The organism is Pinirhizobacter soli (assembly GCF_015905305.1).
Taxonomy (GTDB): domain Bacteria; phylum Pseudomonadota; class Gammaproteobacteria; order Xanthomonadales; family Rhodanobacteraceae; genus Pinirhizobacter; species Pinirhizobacter soli.
On the sequence record NZ_JADZLQ010000001.1, the window covers coordinates 588,378 to 605,214 of the forward strand.

A 16,837-nucleotide genomic window follows, 5' to 3' on the forward strand; every position below is an offset into this window, starting at 1 on the left:
GCGCGGCAAGCCAAGGAACCCACAATGAAACGTATGTTGATCAACGCGACTCAGCGTGAAGAGTTGCGTGTGGCCATCGTCGATGGCCAGAACCTTTACGATCTCGACATCGAGATCCCCTCCCGCGAACAGAAAAAAGCCAATATTTACAAGGGCCGCATCACGCGGGTCGAGCCCTCCCTGGAAGCCTGCTTCATCGACTACGGCGCCGAGCGCCATGGCTTCCTGCCCCTGAAGGAAATTGCCCGGGAGTATTTCAACCCCCAGGCAGAGGGCAAGTCCAACATCCGCGACCTCCTGCGCGAAGGCCAGGAAATCATCGTCCAGGTCGAGAAGGAAGAACGCGGCAACAAGGGCGCTGCCCTCACCACGTTCATCAGCCTGGCCGGCCGCTACATGGTGCTGATGCCCAACAACCCCCGTGCCGGCGGCGTCTCCCGCCGCATCGAGGGCGAGGACCGCCAGGCCCTGAAAGAGGCCATGGACCACCTCAGCGTCCCCGACGACGTGGGCCTGATCGTGCGCACCGCCGGCATGGGCCGCGACGCCGAAGAGCTCCAGTGGGACCTGGACTACCTCCTGCAGCTATGGAAGGCCGTCTCCGCCGCCGCCAGCAGCCAGAAGGCCCCCTTCCTGATCTACCAGGAATCGAAGCTTTTCATCCGGGCGCTTCGCGACTACCTGCGCAACGACATCGGCGAGATCCTCATCGACGAGGAATCCCTCTTCAACGATGCGCGCGAGTTCGTCCAGCAGGTGATGCCCAACAACCTGCGCAAGCTCAAGCTCTACCAGGACCCCACCCCGCTGTTCTCGCGCTACCAGATCGAAACCCAGATCGAGAACATCTTCGCCCGCAGCGTGCGCCTGCCCTCCGGCGGCTCCATCGTCATCGACCAGACCGAAGCCCTGACCGCCGTGGACATCAACTCCTCCAAGGCCACCAAGGGTTCGGACATCGAGGAAACGGCGTTCAACACCAACTGCGAAGCGGCGGTGGAAATCGCCCGCCAGCTGCGCATCCGCGACGCCGGCGGCCTGATCGTCATCGACTTCATCGACATGGACAGCCCGCGCCACCAGCGCGAGGTGGAAGAAAAGCTCAAGGACGCCCTGAAGAACGACCGCGCCCGCGTCCAGATCGGCCGCATCTCGCGCTTCGGCCTGCTGGAAATGTCCCGCCAGCGCCTGCGCCCGAGCCTGGGCGAAGCCACCCAGATCGTCTGTCCGCGCTGCGAGGGCCACGGCCACATCCGCAGCGTAGAGTCGCTGGCGCTCAGCACCCTGCGCCTGATCGAAGAACACGCCATGAAGGAAAACACCGGCCAGGTGCTGGTGCAGGCGCCGGCAGCGGTGGCCAACTTCATGCTGAACGAAAAGCGCGCCTCGATCGTCGAAATCGAACTGCGCCACAGCGTGCACGTGGTGGTGGTGGCCGACGAACAGCTCGAAACCCCGCACATCGAGATCCAGCGCATCCGCGAGGCGGATATGGGCGAGCACAGCAAGCCCAGCTACGAACGTACCGTCACCGTCGAAGCCGCGGCTCTGCCCAAGATGGGCCAGGCGCTCGGCAGCGGCGAACAGCCACTGGTCAGCGGCGTGGTCCCGGCAACGCCGGCACCCGTGCGCGACGACCTGGCCGAAGCCGCTTCCGCCCCGGCGGCGCCCGCGCCACGTCAGGTTGCGCCACGTGCTTCCACGCAGGTAGCGGCCACTGGTGGCGGCGTACTTTCCCGCATCCTCAGCTGGTTCCGCCCGGCCCCCTCGGCACCTGCCCAGCCCCAGCCCGAAGCACGCCAGGCGCGCGGCGAACGTGGTGAGCGCGGCAGCCGCCAGGGCTCCGAACGCCGTGACGGTCGCGGTGGCCAGGGCGGCAATCGCCAGAGCGGTGGCGGTCAGCGCCAGCAGCCGCGTCGCGAAGGCGGCGGCACCAAGGACGCCTCCGCTGCCAACGCCGGCCGCCAGCAGCCCCAGCAGCAAGGCCGCAACAAACAGCAGCCCCGGCCCGATGCCGCCCCGGCCCGTGAGGGCCGTCAGCCGCAGGCCGGTGGTCGCGGCAACAACGCCGGCCGCCAGGGTCCGATGGAAGGTCCCAAGGACGATCCACGCAAGCAGCAGGCCGCCACCGAGAAGGCCGAGCGTCCGGCGCAGCAGCCCCGTCAGCCCCGTGGCGACAAGCCCGCGGCGCCAGGCAGCGCGGAAGACATCCAGCTGAAGGTCGCCCCGACCCCGGTGCAGGAAGCCGGCGACACCCTGGTCACCCAGGATGTGGCGACCGCGCAGGCGCCGCCGGGCTCCGAAGATGCAAAGGACACCGAGGGCGGCCAGCGCCGTCGTCGTGGTCGCCGTGGCGGTCGCCGCCGCCGTCGCCAGGACGACACCCAGGCCGGCGGCGTCGCCGGTGCACTCGATGCCGACCTTGGCGATGACGATACCGACGGTGACGACGAGATCGTTGCCGCGCCGGCCGTTGCCGTGGAAGAGACCGCCGCCCGCGCGCCCCGTGCCGATGAGCCGGCGCTGGAAGCCGCGCCCGTCGTCGAACGCCCGACCCACGCCGACATCCGGCCAACGCCCGTGCGGCAGGCTGCCGATGACGCACCGCTGCCCGTGGCGGAGCCGACTCCGCAGCACCATTCGACGAACGCCTTCAACCTGCCACCCTTGCCGCCGCTGCCGGATCTGCCCCCCGTGGCGGCACCGGAACGCGGCATCGCCGCGGCCCACGATGGTTCCGTCCCCATGGCCCATGCCCCCTCGCCGATCGCCGAGGCCACGCATGACCGATCGGAGACCGTCGTGTCCACACCGGTGGTAGCGCACGCCGAGGTAGCCAAGCCGGATGTGATCGAAGCCCGCGAACACAGAGACCGCACAGTCGCCGACGTGGACGCCGCGGCACTGGCCGCGCGTATCCCGGAGCCGACACCTGAACCTGTCGCTGCACCCGCACCAGTCGTTGCGCCGGCACCGGTTACTCCGGCCGCCCCCGTCGCTGCGACGACGCCGGTTGTCGCGCACGTGCCGGTTGCCGTTCCTGCGCCAGTGGCGGCCCCAGCACCGGCTACCCCTGCGCCCGTTGACACGCATGCTGCCGCGGAACCCACCGTCTCGCCGCTTACCGACGATGCTGCCGCAGCGCCTGCTTCCTCGACGCCGTGGATCAGCCCAAGGCAGGGCGACCTGCTCGGCCGCTCCGCGGCAGCTGCCGTCGACACTGACGACAACAAGCACGCCGCACCATCGACGGCCAGCACGCCGGCCCACGCCGCACAACCCACGCCGATGCCAGAGCCCCGCGCCGGGGAAGACGCCGATGACACCGAGGACAAAGGCGAGGAACCGCCACTTCCCCGTGCCCAGGGCGACGACCACCGCCACTAACGGCCTGCCAACACACAAAAAAACCCGCCAACTGGCGGGTTTTTTTTTGTCCCTCCGGATGAACCGGGCGACTAGCTCCCTACATGATGATTGCTGGTGTCGAGCAGTGAATGCACCGTCATCATGTGGGCAAGCCCCACGATGTGATCGACACGCAGCTTTTCCATCAATCGCTGCTTGTAGGTGCTGACTGTCTTCGGACTGAGATTCAACCGCTCGCCAATGGCCGTGAGCGGCATGCCGCGCACCAGCATCATCGCTACTTCCATCTCGCGGCTGGAAAGGGCATCGAACGGTGAATCGGTACCATCGAGCGTGGCCAGGGCAAGCTGCTGCGCCACGGCGGGTGCGAGATAGCGGCGCCCCTGCGCGACCTGACGGATGGCAGCCAGGAGCTCGGCGGCCGAACAGCCCTTGGTGAGGTAGCCCAGCGCCCCGGCGTCGAGCAGGCGCTTGGGGAAGCGCGCGTCATCAACGACCGTCAGGATCACCACGTGGGTGCGGAGCTTGGCACGGATGACCCGCTCGGTCAGTTCCACGCCACTCATGCCCGGCATGTGGACATCGACCAGGGCGATCTCGGGCTGAAGGTTGCGAATCAGCCGCAAACCTTCCTCCGCGGTACCGGCCTCGCCCTGTACGCGCATGTCCGGCTGTTGTTGCAGGATCATCTTGAAGCCGGTGCGTACCAGCTCGTGATCGTCGATGAGAATGATGTTGATCATGAAATCCTTCCTGGATGCTTCGTCCCTGATGCGGCAACGCGGATCATGGGTGGATCCGGCTCACGAACCTACAATGCCAGATTCCGCTGAAGCTGCGCCACTGCGCAATCATTGATCCCTTGCAAGCTGAAAGCGTTTTCTCGATAGCCAAATGAGCAACCAAGTAAAACAAGGCAAGGAATTCTAACTTTCTCCCCATCGGATTACGTCCTGCGGTAATCATTGGAAATCAAGATCACGGCTGAGCCGGATCGTTCCGTATCGATGACAACGTTTATCCTACAAACATTTCGGACTTTGACGGGTTAATACGCCAATCCGACGTCGAATGCTTACGAACGATATGACAAACGTCGTGACAGTCCCTGGATGGGCCGCTGCCCATGGTGTGTGCCCGGAGTCGGAATCGAACCGACAAAGTCTTTCGACTGAGGGATTTTAAGTCCCTTGCGTTTACCAGTTTCGCCATCCGGGCCAAAAAAGAAGGCGCATCCAGCATACGCTGGAGCGCCTTTGAATCGAGCGATGGAGGCCTGGGTCGGAATCGAACCGGCGTACGCGGATTTGCAGTCCGCTGCATGACCACTCTGCCACCAGGCCATCGCTGTTGCGCATCGCCGAGAGGGTATCCTCACGGCCTTTAAAAAACAAAACCCCGGGGACCCGAGGTTTTGATTCGAATATGGAGCGGGAAACGAGACTCGAACTCGCGACCCCGACCTTGGCAAGGTCGTGCTCTACCAACTGAGCTATTCCCGCGTCGAAGTCCCGCTATTCTAGAGGAAAGCGACCATGTGTCAACCATCTTGCAGCAACTTTTTCAGGTGTCTTCGCGGGCGCGGCGGTCGTCGCGCAGGCTCGGCCACGCCGCGCGCAGGTAGCCCAGGCCCGACCAGATGGTCAGCACGCCGGCGACCACCAGCAAGGCCTCGCCGATGTGGTACAGCCGCAAGGTTTCCGCATCGTGCTGCAGCAGCAACACCACCAGGGCGATGATCTGCGCCAGCGTCTTGACCTTGCCGATGAAGGCCACCTTGACCTTGCCGTGCTCGCCGATCTGCGCCATCCATTCGCGCAGCGCCGACACGCTGATCTCGCGGCCGACGATGATCGCGGCGGTCACCGCCATCAGGATGCCCGACCAATTCCCCAGCGGGCCATCGGTGGAGCTGCGATGGGATTCCACCAGCAGGAACAGCGTGACCGCCACCATCAGCTTGTCGGCAACAGGGTCCAGGAAGGCACCGAAGGCGGACGTCTGGTTGAGCCGGCGCGCAAGATAGCCATCGAGCCAGTCGGTAAAGCCGGCCAGCAGGAAAACCACCGCGGCAGTGAGGTTGTGGCCGCGGAACGGCAGGTAGAACACGATGACCATCACCGGAAGCAACATGACCCGGAAAAGGGTGAGCCAGGTCGGCAGGTTGATGCGCATGGACAGTTCCGGATGACAGGTGGTGAGTGTCTCACATCACCGGGGGTAGTTAGGGATGCAGGGTGGCGTAAATGCGTTCGGCGAGGCTGCGATCGATGCCCTTGACCTGGGTCAGTTCCTCAACGCCGGCGGCCTCCACGCCCGACAGGCCGCCGAAGGCCTTGAGCAGGGCCGAGCGGCGGCGGGCACCCACGCCGGGCACGTCTTCCAGCGTGCTGCGTTCGCGGGCCGCCTCGCGCCGTTTGCGATGGCTGGTGATGGCAAAGCGATGTGCTTCGTCGCGCACCGCCGCCACCAGGTGCAGCGCCGGCGACGCATGGCCCGGGTGCAATTCACGCCCGCTCTCGGCAAGGATCAATGTTTCCTCTCCAGCGCGCCGGCCGGGACCCTTGGCCACGCCCACCACGCGGATGTCACGGACATCGAGCGATGCGAGCACCTCCATCGCCTGGGCCACCTGCCCCGCGCCACCGTCGATCAGCAGGATATCCGGCCGCACGCCGCCCTCGACCACCTTGCGGAAGCGCCGGGTGAGCGCCTGGTGCATGGCGGCGTAGTCGTCGCCCGGGGTAATGCCGGTGATGTTGAAGCGGCGATAATGCGATTTTTCGGCGCCTTCCGGTCCGAAGACCACGCATGACGCCACCGTGGCCTCACCCATGGTGTGGCTGATGTCGAAGCATTCGATGCGCCGCGGCGGCGCGTCCAGGCCCAGCAGCTTCTGCAGGTCGTCGAAGCGCACACCCAGTGTCTGCCGGCTGGCCAGGCGGGAGGTGAGCGCGGCAACGGCATTACGCTCGGCCATCTCGACGAAACGCGCACGCTCGCCGCGTACGCTCGACTTGATCGATACGCCATGGCCTGCATGGTCGGCCAGTACCTGGGCAAGCGTGTCAGGATCTTCCAGGGCGACGTCCAGGATCAATTCGCGCGGCACCTGCCGCTCGAGGTAATACTGGGCAATGAATTGCTCGACGATATCCGCGGTGGTGGCATCGATCGGCAGGCGCGGGAAGAAATCGCGCGAACCCAGGCTCACGCCATCACGGAAAAACAAAACGCTGACACAAGCGATCCCGCCTTCCACCCGGCAGGCGATCACGTCCATGTCCGCGCTGGCGCCCTGCACGAAGTGCTGGGCATGCAGGCGGCGCAACGCCGCCACCTGGTCACGCAGTTGGGCTGCGCGTTCGAACTTCAATGCCGTGGCCGCCTTTTCCATCGATCCGGCCAGTTCGTCGATCACCGTGCTGCTGCGACCCTCCAGGAACATCTGCGCATGGCGCACATCAACCTGGTAGTCGTCCACGCTGATCAGCTTGACGCAGGGCGCACTGCAACGGCCGATCTGGTGCTGGAGGCATGGGCGCGAACGGTTGCGGAAATAGCTGTCCTCGCACTGGCGCACGTGAAACAGCTTCTGCATCAGGTTCAGGCTCTCCCTGACTGCGAAGGTGCTCGGATAGGGACCGAAATACTTGCCCTGGCCGGTCTTGCCGCCGCGATGGAAGGCCAGGCGCGGGTAGTCTTCGCCGGCGGAAAGATAGATGTACGGGTAGCTCTTGTCGTCGCGCAACATGATGTTGTAGCGCGGCTTGAGCGACTTGATCAGTTGCGATTCAAGCAACAGCGCTTCACCCGCGGTACGCGTGAGCGTGACCTCGACGTGGGCGATCTGCGACACCATGGCCGCGATGCGCGGCTCCATGCGGGGCTTCAGGAAATAGTTGCCCACGCGTTTCTTGAGGTTCGCCGCCTTGCCCACGTACAACAACTCGTTATCGGCGTCGAAGTAGCGGTAGACGCCGGCCGAGGTAGTCAGGGTGCGGACGAAGGCCTTGCCGTCGAACGGCGGATGCGATGCAGGCTCCATGGCCCATTTTACCCTGTCCGGGAACGACTTTCCTTAAGCGCGGAGTTTGGACCTCAACCCCCGGCAAGGAAGCGATGGGCGCGCTCGAGGTCGGCCGGGGTATCGATGCCGGGCGGGAAGGCCTCGGGGGACAGCCGCACGGCAATGGCATGGCCGTTTTCCAGCACGCGAAGCTGCTCGAGCGATTCGGCTTGCTCCAGCGGGGTCTGCGGCAGGTTCGCGTACGCCCGCAGGAAGCGCGCGCGATAGGCGTAGATGCCGATATGCCGCAGGAAGGGAATATCGGCCGGCAAGGCATCACGCCCGCCTGCGAAGGCATCGCGGGCCCAGGGCAGCGGCGCGCGGCTGAAATACAGCGCGCGGCCGTCGGCACCACGCACCAGCTTCACCGCGTTGGGGTCGAACAATTCCTCCACCGAGGTCACCGGCGTGGCAAGGGTGGCCACCGGCGCATCGTCCAGGGCCAGGGCCCGGGCCACCGCCTGGATCCCGGCAATGGGCGCAAAGGGCTCGTCACCCTGCAGGTTCACCACGATCGTGTCATCGGCCCAGCCGAGCTGGTCGACGCATTCGGCGATGCGGTCGCTGCCGGAGGCGTGGTCGATGCGGGTCATGCAAACCGTGACTGGCAGCCCCTGCAATGCCTGGCCCACGCGTTCATCATCGATCGCCACCGCCACCTGCCCTGCCCCGGCCTGCAACGCACGGCGCGCCACGTGCCTGACCATCGGCTCGCCGGCGATATTCGCCAGCGGTTTGCCCGGCAGCCGGGTGGAGGCATAGCGCGCGGGAATGACCACCACGAACGGGAAGTCGACCATCGTCAAGGCACCTGTGCCAGGTTGAAGCCGCACTCGCGCGCAAGATCCATGAAGTTCGGAAACGACGTGGCGACATTCTCGCAATCGCCGATGGTGACCGGTGCCGATGCCACCAATCCCGCCAGCACAAAGCTCATGGCGATGCGATGGTCGCCCACCGCTTCCACTCGGCCCCCGCCAAGGCGCCCGCCATGGATGGTGGCGCCGTCGGGTGTTTCATCCACCCTGATCCCAAGGATGCGCAAGCCGGTCGCCATGGCAGCGAGGCGATCGGATTCCTTCACCCGTAATTCGGCAGCACCGGAAATCGTGGTCGGGCCATCGGCCATCGCCGCCGCAACGAACAAGGCCGGGAATTCATCGATCATGTCGGGCACCACGGCCTCCGGGATCACGGCTCCCTGGAGCCTAGCGTAGCGGACGATGAGATCGCCCACTGGCTCCCCGCCGCTTTCCCGGCGGTTTTCGATGACGATATCCGCGCCCATCAGGCGCAACGCCTCGAGCAGGCCCGTGCGCCGGGGGTTCAGGCCCACCGAATGCAGGCGCAAGGCGGAGCCAGGCACAATGGATGCGGCGACGACGAAGAACGCGGCGGATGAAAAATCCGCCGGCACGTCGATGTCGGTGGCGCGCAGGCGATGACCGCCGGCAAGCGTCGCCTTCCCGGGGGAAAACTCGATCGGCCAGCCGAAAGCGGCCAGCATGCGTTCGGTGTAGTCGCGCGTGGGATGCTGCTCGATCACGCAGGTTTCGCCATCGGCATAAAGCCCCGCCAGCAGCACTGCGGATTTCACCTGGGCACTGGCCACCGGCGGCTTATAGCGGATGCCCTTGAGCTTCGCCCCGCCATGGACCCGCAGCGGTGGCTTGCCATCGTGGGTATCGATGCGCGCACCCATGCTTGCCAGCGGGTCGGTGACGCGGCGCATGGGCCGCGAGGACAGCGACGCATCGCCCACCAGGGTGGAGTCAAACGCCTGCCCGGCCAGCACACCGGCCATCAGCCGCATGCCGGTACCGGCGTTGCCGCAATCAAGGGCACCGTCACTGGCACGCAAGCCGTCGATCCCCACACCGTGCACAATGCGCACGCCAGGCATGGGCGTTTCCATGAGCACGCCCATGCTTGCGAACATCTTCGCCGTGGCACGCGTGTCCTCGCCTTCGAGGAACCCGCGGACGGTGGATGTGCCATCGGCCAATCCGGCGAACATCATCGCGCGGTGGGAAACCGATTTATCGCCAGGAATGGTGAGCTCACCCTTGAGCGGCGCATGCACCGGACGGCTGGTCCAGTCGATCGAGGTCACTTCAGGTGCTCCAACAGGCGATCCAATTCCCCGCGGCTACCGATGCTGATGCGCACCGTCTGCCCAAGTCCATAGCCTCCCATGGGCCGCACGATCACACCGGCGGCGAACAGGCGGGCCTCCAGGGCGCTGGCATCACCGCCGATGTCCACCAGCAGGAAGTTGGTCTGCGAAGGAAACACGCGCAGGCCGCGCGCTACGAGTTCCCCGGCAAGCCACGCGCGGTCGCTTGCGTTGGTATCACGCACACGGCCTAAGTGGGCTTCGTCGCCAAGCGCGGCTTCGGCGGCAGCCAGGGCAATGCCGTTGACGTTGAACGACTCACGAAGACGTTCAAGCACCGCGGCGATGGACGCGTCAGCGGCAAGGTAGCCCGTGCGCAGGCCCGCCAGCGCGTAGGCCTTGGAGAAGGTACGCGTGACGACCAGGTTGCGATACCGGTCGAGCAGGTGCATCGCCGTGGAAAGCCCGGGACGGTCGACATACTCGTGATACGCCTCGTCCACCACCACGATCACATGACCCGGTACGCAGGCCATGAAAGCCTCGAGCTCGGCGTCGCCGAAGGAGCTTCCCGTCGGATTGTTCGGGTTGGCCAGGTACACCAGCCGCGTGTCGGTGCGGATCGCCGCGGCCATGGCATCCAGGTCGTGGCCGAAAGGCGCCTCGGGGTGGTCGGACGGCAATGCGGGCACCGCAATGCCCTGTGCGCCCGCCGCCGCGGTGGCGATGGGAAACACGGCAAACCCAAATTGCGAATACACCACCGAGTGCGCAGCATCGGCAAAGCATTGCGCCAACAGCATCAAGAGCTCATGCGAGCCGTTGCCCAGCACCAGTTGGCAGGTTTCCACGCCCAGACGATCGGCCAGCACCCGCTTGAGCGAAGCACCGACCGGATCCGGATACCGCCACATCGTCCCCACCGCTTCGCGTGCAGCGGCAATCGCCGCCGGACTGGGGCCGAGTGGATTTTCGTTGGAACCAAGTTCCGACAACGCAGCACCGAACCGCTGCCTCAAGGTCGGCAAATCGTGCCCGGGATCGTAGGCACGCAGTGCCGACACGGCGGCATTGGCAAGCAAGGTTGCGTCGAAACTCACGGCAAGGCCACCGGATAGGCGCCCAACACGCGCACATCGGCAGCGGCGGGTTCCATGTCCTTCAGCGCTTCCTGGATGCCTTCGTCCTCGACATGGCCGCTGATGTCGATGAAGAACGCGTACTGCCATTTGCCCGTGTGCGAGGGGCGTGACTCGATGCGGTTCATGCTGATGCCACGCTCGGCCAGCGGACGCAGGATGTCGTACAGCGCGCCGGGCTTGTCGCGCACGCTCACCAATAGCGAGGTTCGGTCGTTGCCCGACGGCGGGAAGATGCCGCGGCCGATCACCAGGAAACGCGTGGTGTTGTCGGCGCGGTCCTCGATGGGACCTGCGATGGTCTTCAGGCCATAGACGCGCGCGGCCGTCTCGCCGGCGATCGCCGCCGCTGCTTCGTCGCCACGGGCCATGCGCGCGGCTTCCGCGTTGCTGGAAACGGCAATGCGCTCGGCCTTGGGCAGGTTGATGCGCAACCACGCCTGGCACTGCTGCAGCGACTGCGGATGTGAATACACGCGCTGCACATCGGCAAGCTTGCCGCCCAGCGACAAGAGGTTCTGGTGCACGCGAAGTTCCACTTCACCGCAGATTGTCGCCTTGGAGGCCAAGAACATATCCAGGGTGACCTGGATCATGCCCTGGCCTGAGTTCTCCACCGGCACCACGCCGAAGTCGGCGTTGCCGGAGGTCACTTCCTGGAACACTTCCTCGATGCTGCCCAGCGGCAGGCCGTAGGCGGCGTGTCCGAACTGCTTGCGCACGGCCTGTTCGCTGAAGGTGCCCTCCGGGCCCAGGAAACCGATCTTCAGCGGCTGCTGCTGCGACAGGCACGAGGACATGATCTCGCGGAACAGCCGGACCAGTTCACCATCGGGCAACGGACCGTCGTTACGGTCGATCACACCACGCAACACCTGGGCCTCACGCTCGGGTCGGTAATACTCCACCGCGGCCTTCAGCGGGCCCTTGGCCCGCCCCACCTGCTGGGCCCAGCGCGCGCGCTCGGAAATCAGCTGTTGCAGTTGGTGGTCGATGCTGTCGATGCGCACGCGCGCTTCGGCCAGCGTGGCCTGTTTGTCGGTGGTCGGCTTGCTCATGGGATTCCTTCCTGCTTATTGCTAACCGTGGCGTCGGGCGAAGTCGCTCATGAAAGCCACGAGGGTTTGAACCGCGTCAAGGGTGACGGCGTTGTACAACGAGGCGCGCATGCCGCCCACGGCCTTGTGGCCCTTGAGCGCCAGCAATCCCACTTCGAGCGACTCGGCGAGGAACGCCGCATCGAGCGAGGGGTCGTGCAGGGTGAAAGGCACGTTCATGCGCGAACGCGCCGCGGGCTCCACCGGGCAACGGTAATACCCGCCCGAGCCGTCGATGGCGGCATAAAGCGTGGACGCCTTGCGCTGGTTGATGGCGTCGATCGCCGCCAGGCCGCCCTGCTCCTTCAGCCATCCGAAGGTGAGGCCCGCCAGGTACCAGCCCCAGGTGTTGGGGGTGTTGAGCATCGAATCGTTCGCCGCGTGCTCGGCGTAGGAGAAGATCTTCGCCATCGGCTGCGTGGCGCGCGAGAGCATGTCGTCGCGGATGATGGCCACCACGAGGCCCGAAGGCCCGATGTTCTTCTGAGCGCCGGCGTAGATCATCGCAAAGCGCGAGACATCCACCGGGCCTGAAAGGATGCTCGAGGACATGTCCGCCACCAGCGGCACGTCACCGACATCGGGGACATCGTGGAACTCAACACCATGGATGGTCTCGTTCGGCGTGTAGTGCACGTAGGCCGATGAAGGCGACAGGTCCCAACGTTCGCGCGGCGGCAGCTTCAGGTAGTGATCGTCTTTCGAGGACGCCGCCACGTGCACGTCGGCATAGGGCGCTGCCTCGCGCACGGCTTTCTCGCCCCAATGCCCGGTCACCACGTAGTCGGCACGCTGGCCGGCCCGGGCAAAGTTCATCGGCACCAACGGGAACTGCAAGGTGGCGCCGCCCTGCAGGAACAGCACGCGGTAGTTGGCGGGGATCGCCATCAATTCGCGAAGGTCGGCCTCCGCCTGGGCTGCCAGGGCGATGAAATCCTTGCCGCGGTGGGACAGCTCCATCACCGAGGCGCCGGTGCCGTTCCAGTCGAGCAATTCGGCACGGGCACGTTCAAGCACGGGTTGTGGGATGGCGGCGGGGCCGGCGCTGAAATTGAAGACCCTGGACAAGACGCCAGTCTCCTTGGGAAGAGTGAATGGACTTAACCGCAGTCCTGCATTATGCCGCCCTGCAGCATAACGACAACCGGGCAACAACTGGTTTCGTCAGAAACGAACCAGCAGCACCAGCGCGATGCCCAGCGCAAGCAGCGCCGCGGTAAGGATCAGCCACCACACTTCGCCGCGCGGGCCCGCGATTTCCTCGGGCAGCGGTGGTTCTTCCACCGCGGCAGGCACGGCGACCGGGTCGGGCATCCAGCCTGGGGCGTCGATGACGAAACGGTGGGCGCCTACGCCGATGTGGTCGCCCGGCTGCAGCACGGCGCGGCGAATCGAAATGCCATTCAAGCGAACCACGTAGCGGGTGGGTACGCGTTCGGCGTCCAGCAGCAGGCAGCCGCCGTCCCAGCCGATGGTCAGGGTGCCGGCATCGCCCTGCGGGAGTTCCAGCGGGTGGTCGCCCTGCGGCCCCAGGATGAGCCGCGCACCGATACCCAGCACCCGACCCGACAGCGGCCCGGCCAAGGCACGCAACGCGGCGGCACCGGGACGGATGTCTTCAGCGTCGACGCATGTGCGCCCGGATACATCCTGGTCGGCGCGCAACAACATGCGGCACTCGCCAACGCCAAGATGATCGCCCTCGCGCAGCAGCGCACGCTCGCGAACGGGACGCGCATTCACGTAGACGCGCCCGGCGCCAGGAAGGACTTCCAGTACCAGGCCACGGCGATCGTCGTGGATCACCAGATGGTGATCGGCCACTTGCGGTTCGGCCAGCACAAGGTCGTTGTCGTCGCTGCCGCCTATGCGCAACACACCAGCCGACCAGTGAAAATCCCCGCGGGCCGAATTGGCGAACTCAATGCGCATGCGTGTGTCTGGATGGCGTGGTGGGGATCGTAACAGATGAGCCGCGCCTCATTTGCTACGATGCGCGGCCCTGTTGGCAACGAAGCTTTCAAATCCATGGCACGCATCGACATCCAGCGCGATCATCACCTCGAAGCCGCCCAGGCCCGCGCCGTCGTCGACAAGGTCGCCGCACGGCTGGGCGAGAAGTTCGGCACCACCTCGCGCTGGGAAGGCGACACCTTGCGCTTCGAGCGCTCAGGCGTGAAGGGCGGCATCACACTCGAGCCCGCCCTCGTGCGCGTACAGGCTGAGCTTGGCATGCTGCTCAGCCCCATGAAGGGCATGATCGAGCAGGAAATCCGCCAGAAGCTCGATCAATACTTCGCCTGAGCCCCCAAGGCTTTGACCTAAGCCGCCTTCGTGCAATAATAGTGGGCTATTGCGACCACTTCGGCCGCACATCGAACCGGGTCACATGGCAAAAGACGACGTCATCGAAATGGAAGGCACGGTCCAGGAGACCCTGCCCAACACCATGTTCCGCGTGCAGCTGGAGAACGGGCACGTCATTACCGCCCATATCTCGGGCCGGATGCGCAAGCACTACATCCGCATTCTTACCGGCGACAAGGTGAAGGTGGAAATGACCCCCTACGACCTGACCAAGGGCCGGATCACCTACCGCATGAAGTAATCCGCCATCTTCCACCGGCGTTGCCGGGGATGATGGTCAAAAGAAAGGCCGCGCATTGCGCGGCCTTTTTCGTATTCCGGCAAGGGGCGTGACCTCGCGGCCTCCCCGCCCCCATGACGCCTTAGGCTTCCGCCGGCACCGGCTCCGCTGCCTCGGTGGCGACGGTAAGCTCGCCATCGACGACGTCCAGGCTCACCTTGCCGCCATCGGCAAGCTTGCCGAAAAGCAGTTCATCGGCCAGCTTCCGCTTCACCTTGTCCTGGATCACGCGGGCCATCGGGCGGGCACCCATCTGCGGGTCGAAGCCGTTCTCCGCCAGCCAGCGGCGGGCATCGGAGGAGACGTCGACACTGACGCGCTTCTCGCCCAGCTGGGCTTCCAGCTCGATCAGGAACTTGTCCACCACGCGCAGGATGTGCTCGAAATCCAGCGGATTGAACTGGATCACCGCGTCCAGGCGGTTGCGGAATTCCGGCGTGAACAGCCGGCGGATCGTTTCCATGGCATCGAGCGAGTGGTTCTGCTTGACGAAGCCGATCCCGCGACGCGCCGCCTGCTGGGCGCCGGCGTTGGTGGTCATCACCACGATCACGTTCTTGAAGTTCGCTTCGCGGCCGTTGGTGTCGGTAAGGACGCCACGATCCATGACCTGCAACAGGATGTTGTACACATCCGGATGGGCTTTCTCGATTTCGTCCAGCAGCAGCACGCAGTGCGGATGCTTGGTGATCTGCTCGGTGAGCAGGCCACCCTGGTCGAAGCCGACATAGCCCGGGGGCGCGCCCACCAGGCGCGATACCGAATGGGCTTCCATGTATTCGGACATGTCGAAGCGGACCATCTCGATGCCCAGCTGCATGGCAAGCTGGCGGGTAACTTCGGTCTTGCCTACGCCCGTGGGGCCGGCCAGCAGGAAGCTGCCGATCGGCTTGGCCGGGTCGCCCAGGCCCGAGCGCGCCATCTTGATCGACGAGGCCAGGGCCTCGATCGCCGCATCCTGGCCGAACACCACCATCTTGAGGTTGCGTTCGAGGTTGCGCAGCACGTCGCGGTCGGATGCCGAGACCTGCTTGGCCGGGATCCGCGCCATCTTGGCCACGATGTATTCGATTTCCGACACGCCGATCTGCGTTACCCGCTCGCCTTCAGGCAAGAGGCGCTGACGGGCGCCGGCCTCATCGATGACATCGATGGCCTTGTCCGGCAGCAGGCGGTCGGGGATGTGCTTGACAGCCAGGTCCACCGCGGCCTTGAGCGCATCGGCGCTGTATTCCACGCCGTGATGCTCCTCGAAACGACTCTTAAGGCCCTTCAGGATCTCGATGCTCTCGGCCACCGTGGGCTCGACCACGTCGATTTTCTGGAAGCGACGGGCCAGGGCACGGTCTTTCTCGAAGACACCGCGAAATTCCTGGAAGGTGGTCGAGCCGATGCAGCGAAGCTCGCCTGCGGCCAGCATCGGCTTGATCAGGTTCGAGGCATCCATGGTGCCACCCGAGGCGGAACCTGCACCGATGATGGTGTGGATCTCGTCGATGAACAGGATGGAATTGGGCTGCTTCTTGAGCTGCGCAATCACCGCCTTCAGGCGCTTTTCGAAGTCGCCGCGGTACTTGGTGCCGGCAACCAGGGCGCCCAAGTCCAAAGCCCAGATGGTGCAGTCTTCCAGCACCTCGGGCACGTCGCCTTCGACGATGCGCTTGGCCAGGCCCTCGGCCAGGGCCGTCTTGCCCACGCCCGCCTCGCCCACGTAAAGCGGGTTGTTCTTGCGGCGGCGGCAAAGCACCTGGATGGTGCGCTCGACTTCATCCTTGCGCCCAATCAGGGGATCGATCTTGCCCTGCATGGCCAGTTCATTGAGGTTGGAGGCATATTCGGCCAGCGGGTTGGACTTGCCCTCCCCGCCTTCCTCGCCTTCGCGCTCGCTCGCGGCCGGGGCCACGGCGGGGTCGTCGCCGATCTTGGCGATGCCATGGGAAATGTAGTTGACCACGTCCAGGCGGGTGATTTCCTGCTGGTGCAGGAAATACACGGCGTGGGAGTCTTTTTCGCCGAAGATGGCGACCAGCACGTTGGCGCCGGTCACTTCCTTCCGTCCGGAAGACTGCACGTGGTACACCGCGCGCTGCAGCACGCGCTGGAAGCCCAAGGTGGGCTGCGTGTCGCGCTCGTCGCCGGGTGCGAGTACCGGAACCGTCTCGGCGATGATGCGCTGCAGGTCCGCGACCAGGCGCGGAAGATCCACGCCACAAGCTCGCAACGCGGCCAGCGCGGAGGAATTCTCTGACAGGGCAAGCAACAGGTGCTCGACCGTCATGAACTCGTGGCGCTGCTCACGGGCTTGCTTGTAGCAATGGCCAATGGTGACTTCGAGATCCTTGCTGAACATACGGAACGTCTCCGCTGATGTCTTGGGCGGCCATGCAAAAGGGATGCCGC

At 65.2% G+C, this 16,837-nt stretch carries 13 protein-coding genes and 3 tRNA genes; 3 read left to right on the top strand and 13 right to left on the bottom strand.

The genetic code is table 11. The features are described 5' to 3' along the window. The first annotated feature begins 24 nt into the window (after window positions 1-24). Window positions 25-3,387 (top strand): Rne/Rng family ribonuclease, encoded by a 3,363-nt coding sequence (locus NDK18_RS02195; RefSeq protein ID WP_250626981.1) that lies wholly within the window; start codon window positions 25-27, stop codon window positions 3,385-3,387. 71 nt (window positions 3,388-3,458) lie between these two features. On the opposite strand, the gene NDK18_RS02200 is transcribed toward NDK18_RS02195, so the two are convergent. The 12 genes from NDK18_RS02200 to NDK18_RS02255 all read right to left on the bottom strand — a co-directional run bounded on the left by NDK18_RS02200 (window position 3,459) and on the right by NDK18_RS02255 (window position 13,722). Beyond that, window positions 3,459-4,112, bottom strand: a complete 654-nt coding sequence (locus tag NDK18_RS02200; RefSeq protein ID WP_250622740.1) for a response regulator — start codon at window positions 4,110-4,112, stop codon at window positions 3,459-3,461. Between the two features lie 391 nt (window positions 4,113-4,503). Next, window positions 4,504-4,587: transfer RNA gene (locus NDK18_RS02205), tRNA-Leu, on the bottom strand. Window positions 4,588-4,638: 51 nt separating this feature from the next. After that, a tRNA-Cys gene (locus NDK18_RS02210) sits at window positions 4,639-4,712 on the bottom strand. An 83-nt stretch (window positions 4,713-4,795) separates the two neighbouring features. Next, window positions 4,796-4,871, bottom strand: a tRNA-Gly gene (locus tag NDK18_RS02215). A gap of 61 nt (window positions 4,872-4,932) precedes the next feature. After that, window positions 4,933-5,544 (bottom strand): CDP-diacylglycerol--glycerol-3-phosphate 3-phosphatidyltransferase, encoded by a 612-nt coding sequence (gene pgsA, locus NDK18_RS02220; RefSeq protein WP_250622739.1) that lies wholly within the window; start codon window positions 5,542-5,544, stop codon window positions 4,933-4,935. 49 nt (window positions 5,545-5,593) lie between these two features. Further along, window positions 5,594-7,417, bottom strand: a complete 1,824-nt coding sequence (uvrC, locus tag NDK18_RS02225) for an excinuclease ABC subunit UvrC (protein WP_250626982.1) — start codon at window positions 7,415-7,417, stop codon at window positions 5,594-5,596. A 53-nt stretch (window positions 7,418-7,470) separates the two neighbouring features. Then, complete coding sequence (kdsB, locus tag NDK18_RS02230; RefSeq protein ID WP_250622737.1) at window positions 7,471-8,238, bottom strand: 3-deoxy-manno-octulosonate cytidylyltransferase; 768 nt, start codon at window positions 8,236-8,238, stop codon at window positions 7,471-7,473. A 2-nt stretch (window positions 8,239-8,240) separates the two neighbouring features. Beyond that, window positions 8,241-9,551, bottom strand: coding sequence for a 3-phosphoshikimate 1-carboxyvinyltransferase (gene aroA / locus NDK18_RS02235; RefSeq protein WP_345777067.1), 1,311 nt, complete (start codon window positions 9,549-9,551; stop codon window positions 8,241-8,243). Then, complete coding sequence (gene hisC, locus NDK18_RS02240; RefSeq protein ID WP_250622736.1) at window positions 9,548-10,654, bottom strand: histidinol-phosphate transaminase; 1,107 nt, start codon at window positions 10,652-10,654, stop codon at window positions 9,548-9,550. Before hisC ends, aroA begins: the two co-directional genes overlap by 4 nt. After that, window positions 10,651-11,751 (bottom strand): prephenate dehydratase, encoded by a 1,101-nt coding sequence (gene pheA, locus NDK18_RS02245; protein WP_250626983.1) that lies wholly within the window; start codon window positions 11,749-11,751, stop codon window positions 10,651-10,653. The genes hisC and pheA overlap by 4 nt, the downstream gene beginning before the upstream one ends. Before the next feature lie 21 nt (window positions 11,752-11,772). Continuing rightward, window positions 11,773-12,858, bottom strand: a complete 1,086-nt coding sequence (gene serC / locus NDK18_RS02250; RefSeq protein ID WP_250626984.1) for a 3-phosphoserine/phosphohydroxythreonine transaminase — start codon at window positions 12,856-12,858, stop codon at window positions 11,773-11,775. A 96-nt stretch (window positions 12,859-12,954) separates the two neighbouring features. Continuing rightward, window positions 12,955-13,722, bottom strand: coding sequence for an FHA domain-containing protein (locus NDK18_RS02255; RefSeq protein WP_250622733.1), 768 nt, complete (start codon window positions 13,720-13,722; stop codon window positions 12,955-12,957). Window positions 13,723-13,818: 96 nt separating this feature from the next. Between NDK18_RS02255 and NDK18_RS02260 the strand changes: the two genes are divergently transcribed. Together NDK18_RS02260 and infA are read left to right on the top strand one after the other, a co-directional pair. After that, window positions 13,819-14,094, top strand: coding sequence for a polyhydroxyalkanoic acid system family protein (locus NDK18_RS02260; RefSeq protein WP_250622732.1), 276 nt, complete (start codon window positions 13,819-13,821; stop codon window positions 14,092-14,094). Between the two features lie 85 nt (window positions 14,095-14,179). After that, window positions 14,180-14,398 (top strand): translation initiation factor IF-1, encoded by a 219-nt coding sequence (gene infA / locus NDK18_RS02265; protein ID WP_019466733.1) that lies wholly within the window; start codon window positions 14,180-14,182, stop codon window positions 14,396-14,398. 121 nt (window positions 14,399-14,519) lie between these two features. Here infA and clpA read toward each other — a convergent pair whose 3' ends face one another. Continuing rightward, the gene (gene clpA / locus NDK18_RS02270) at window positions 14,520-16,787 is read right to left on the bottom strand and encodes an ATP-dependent Clp protease ATP-binding subunit ClpA (protein ID WP_250622731.1); all 2,268 of its coding nucleotides are present in this window, start codon (window positions 16,785-16,787) and stop codon (window positions 14,520-14,522) included. Window positions 16,788-16,837 lie beyond the last annotated feature (50 nt).

Bases quoted from the DNA above. Each gene is read 5' to 3' on its own strand.
- NDK18_RS02195 (WP_250626981.1), top strand. From the start codon at position 25: ATGAAACGTATGTTGATCAACGCGACTCAGCGTGAAGAGTTGCGTGTG.
- NDK18_RS02200 (WP_250622740.1), bottom strand. From the start codon at position 4,112: ATGATCAACATCATTCTCATCGACGATCACGAGCTGGTACGCACCGGC.
- pgsA (WP_250622739.1), bottom strand. From the start codon at position 5,544: ATGCGCATCAACCTGCCGACCTGGCTCACCCTTTTCCGGGTCATGTTG.
- uvrC (WP_250626982.1), bottom strand. From the start codon at position 7,417: ATGGAGCCTGCATCGCATCCGCCGTTCGACGGCAAGGCCTTCGTCCGC.
- kdsB (WP_250622737.1), bottom strand. From the start codon at position 8,238: ATGGTCGACTTCCCGTTCGTGGTGGTCATTCCCGCGCGCTATGCCTCC.
- pheA (WP_250626983.1), bottom strand. From the start codon at position 11,751: ATGAGCAAGCCGACCACCGACAAACAGGCCACGCTGGCCGAAGCGCGC.
- NDK18_RS02255 (WP_250622733.1), bottom strand. From the start codon at position 13,722: ATGCGCATTGAGTTCGCCAATTCGGCCCGCGGGGATTTTCACTGGTCG.
- NDK18_RS02260 (WP_250622732.1), top strand. From the start codon at position 13,819: ATGGCACGCATCGACATCCAGCGCGATCATCACCTCGAAGCCGCCCAG.
- infA (WP_019466733.1), top strand. From the start codon at position 14,180: ATGGCAAAAGACGACGTCATCGAAATGGAAGGCACGGTCCAGGAGACC.
- clpA (WP_250622731.1), bottom strand. From the start codon at position 16,787: ATGTTCAGCAAGGATCTCGAAGTCACCATTGGCCATTGCTACAAGCAA.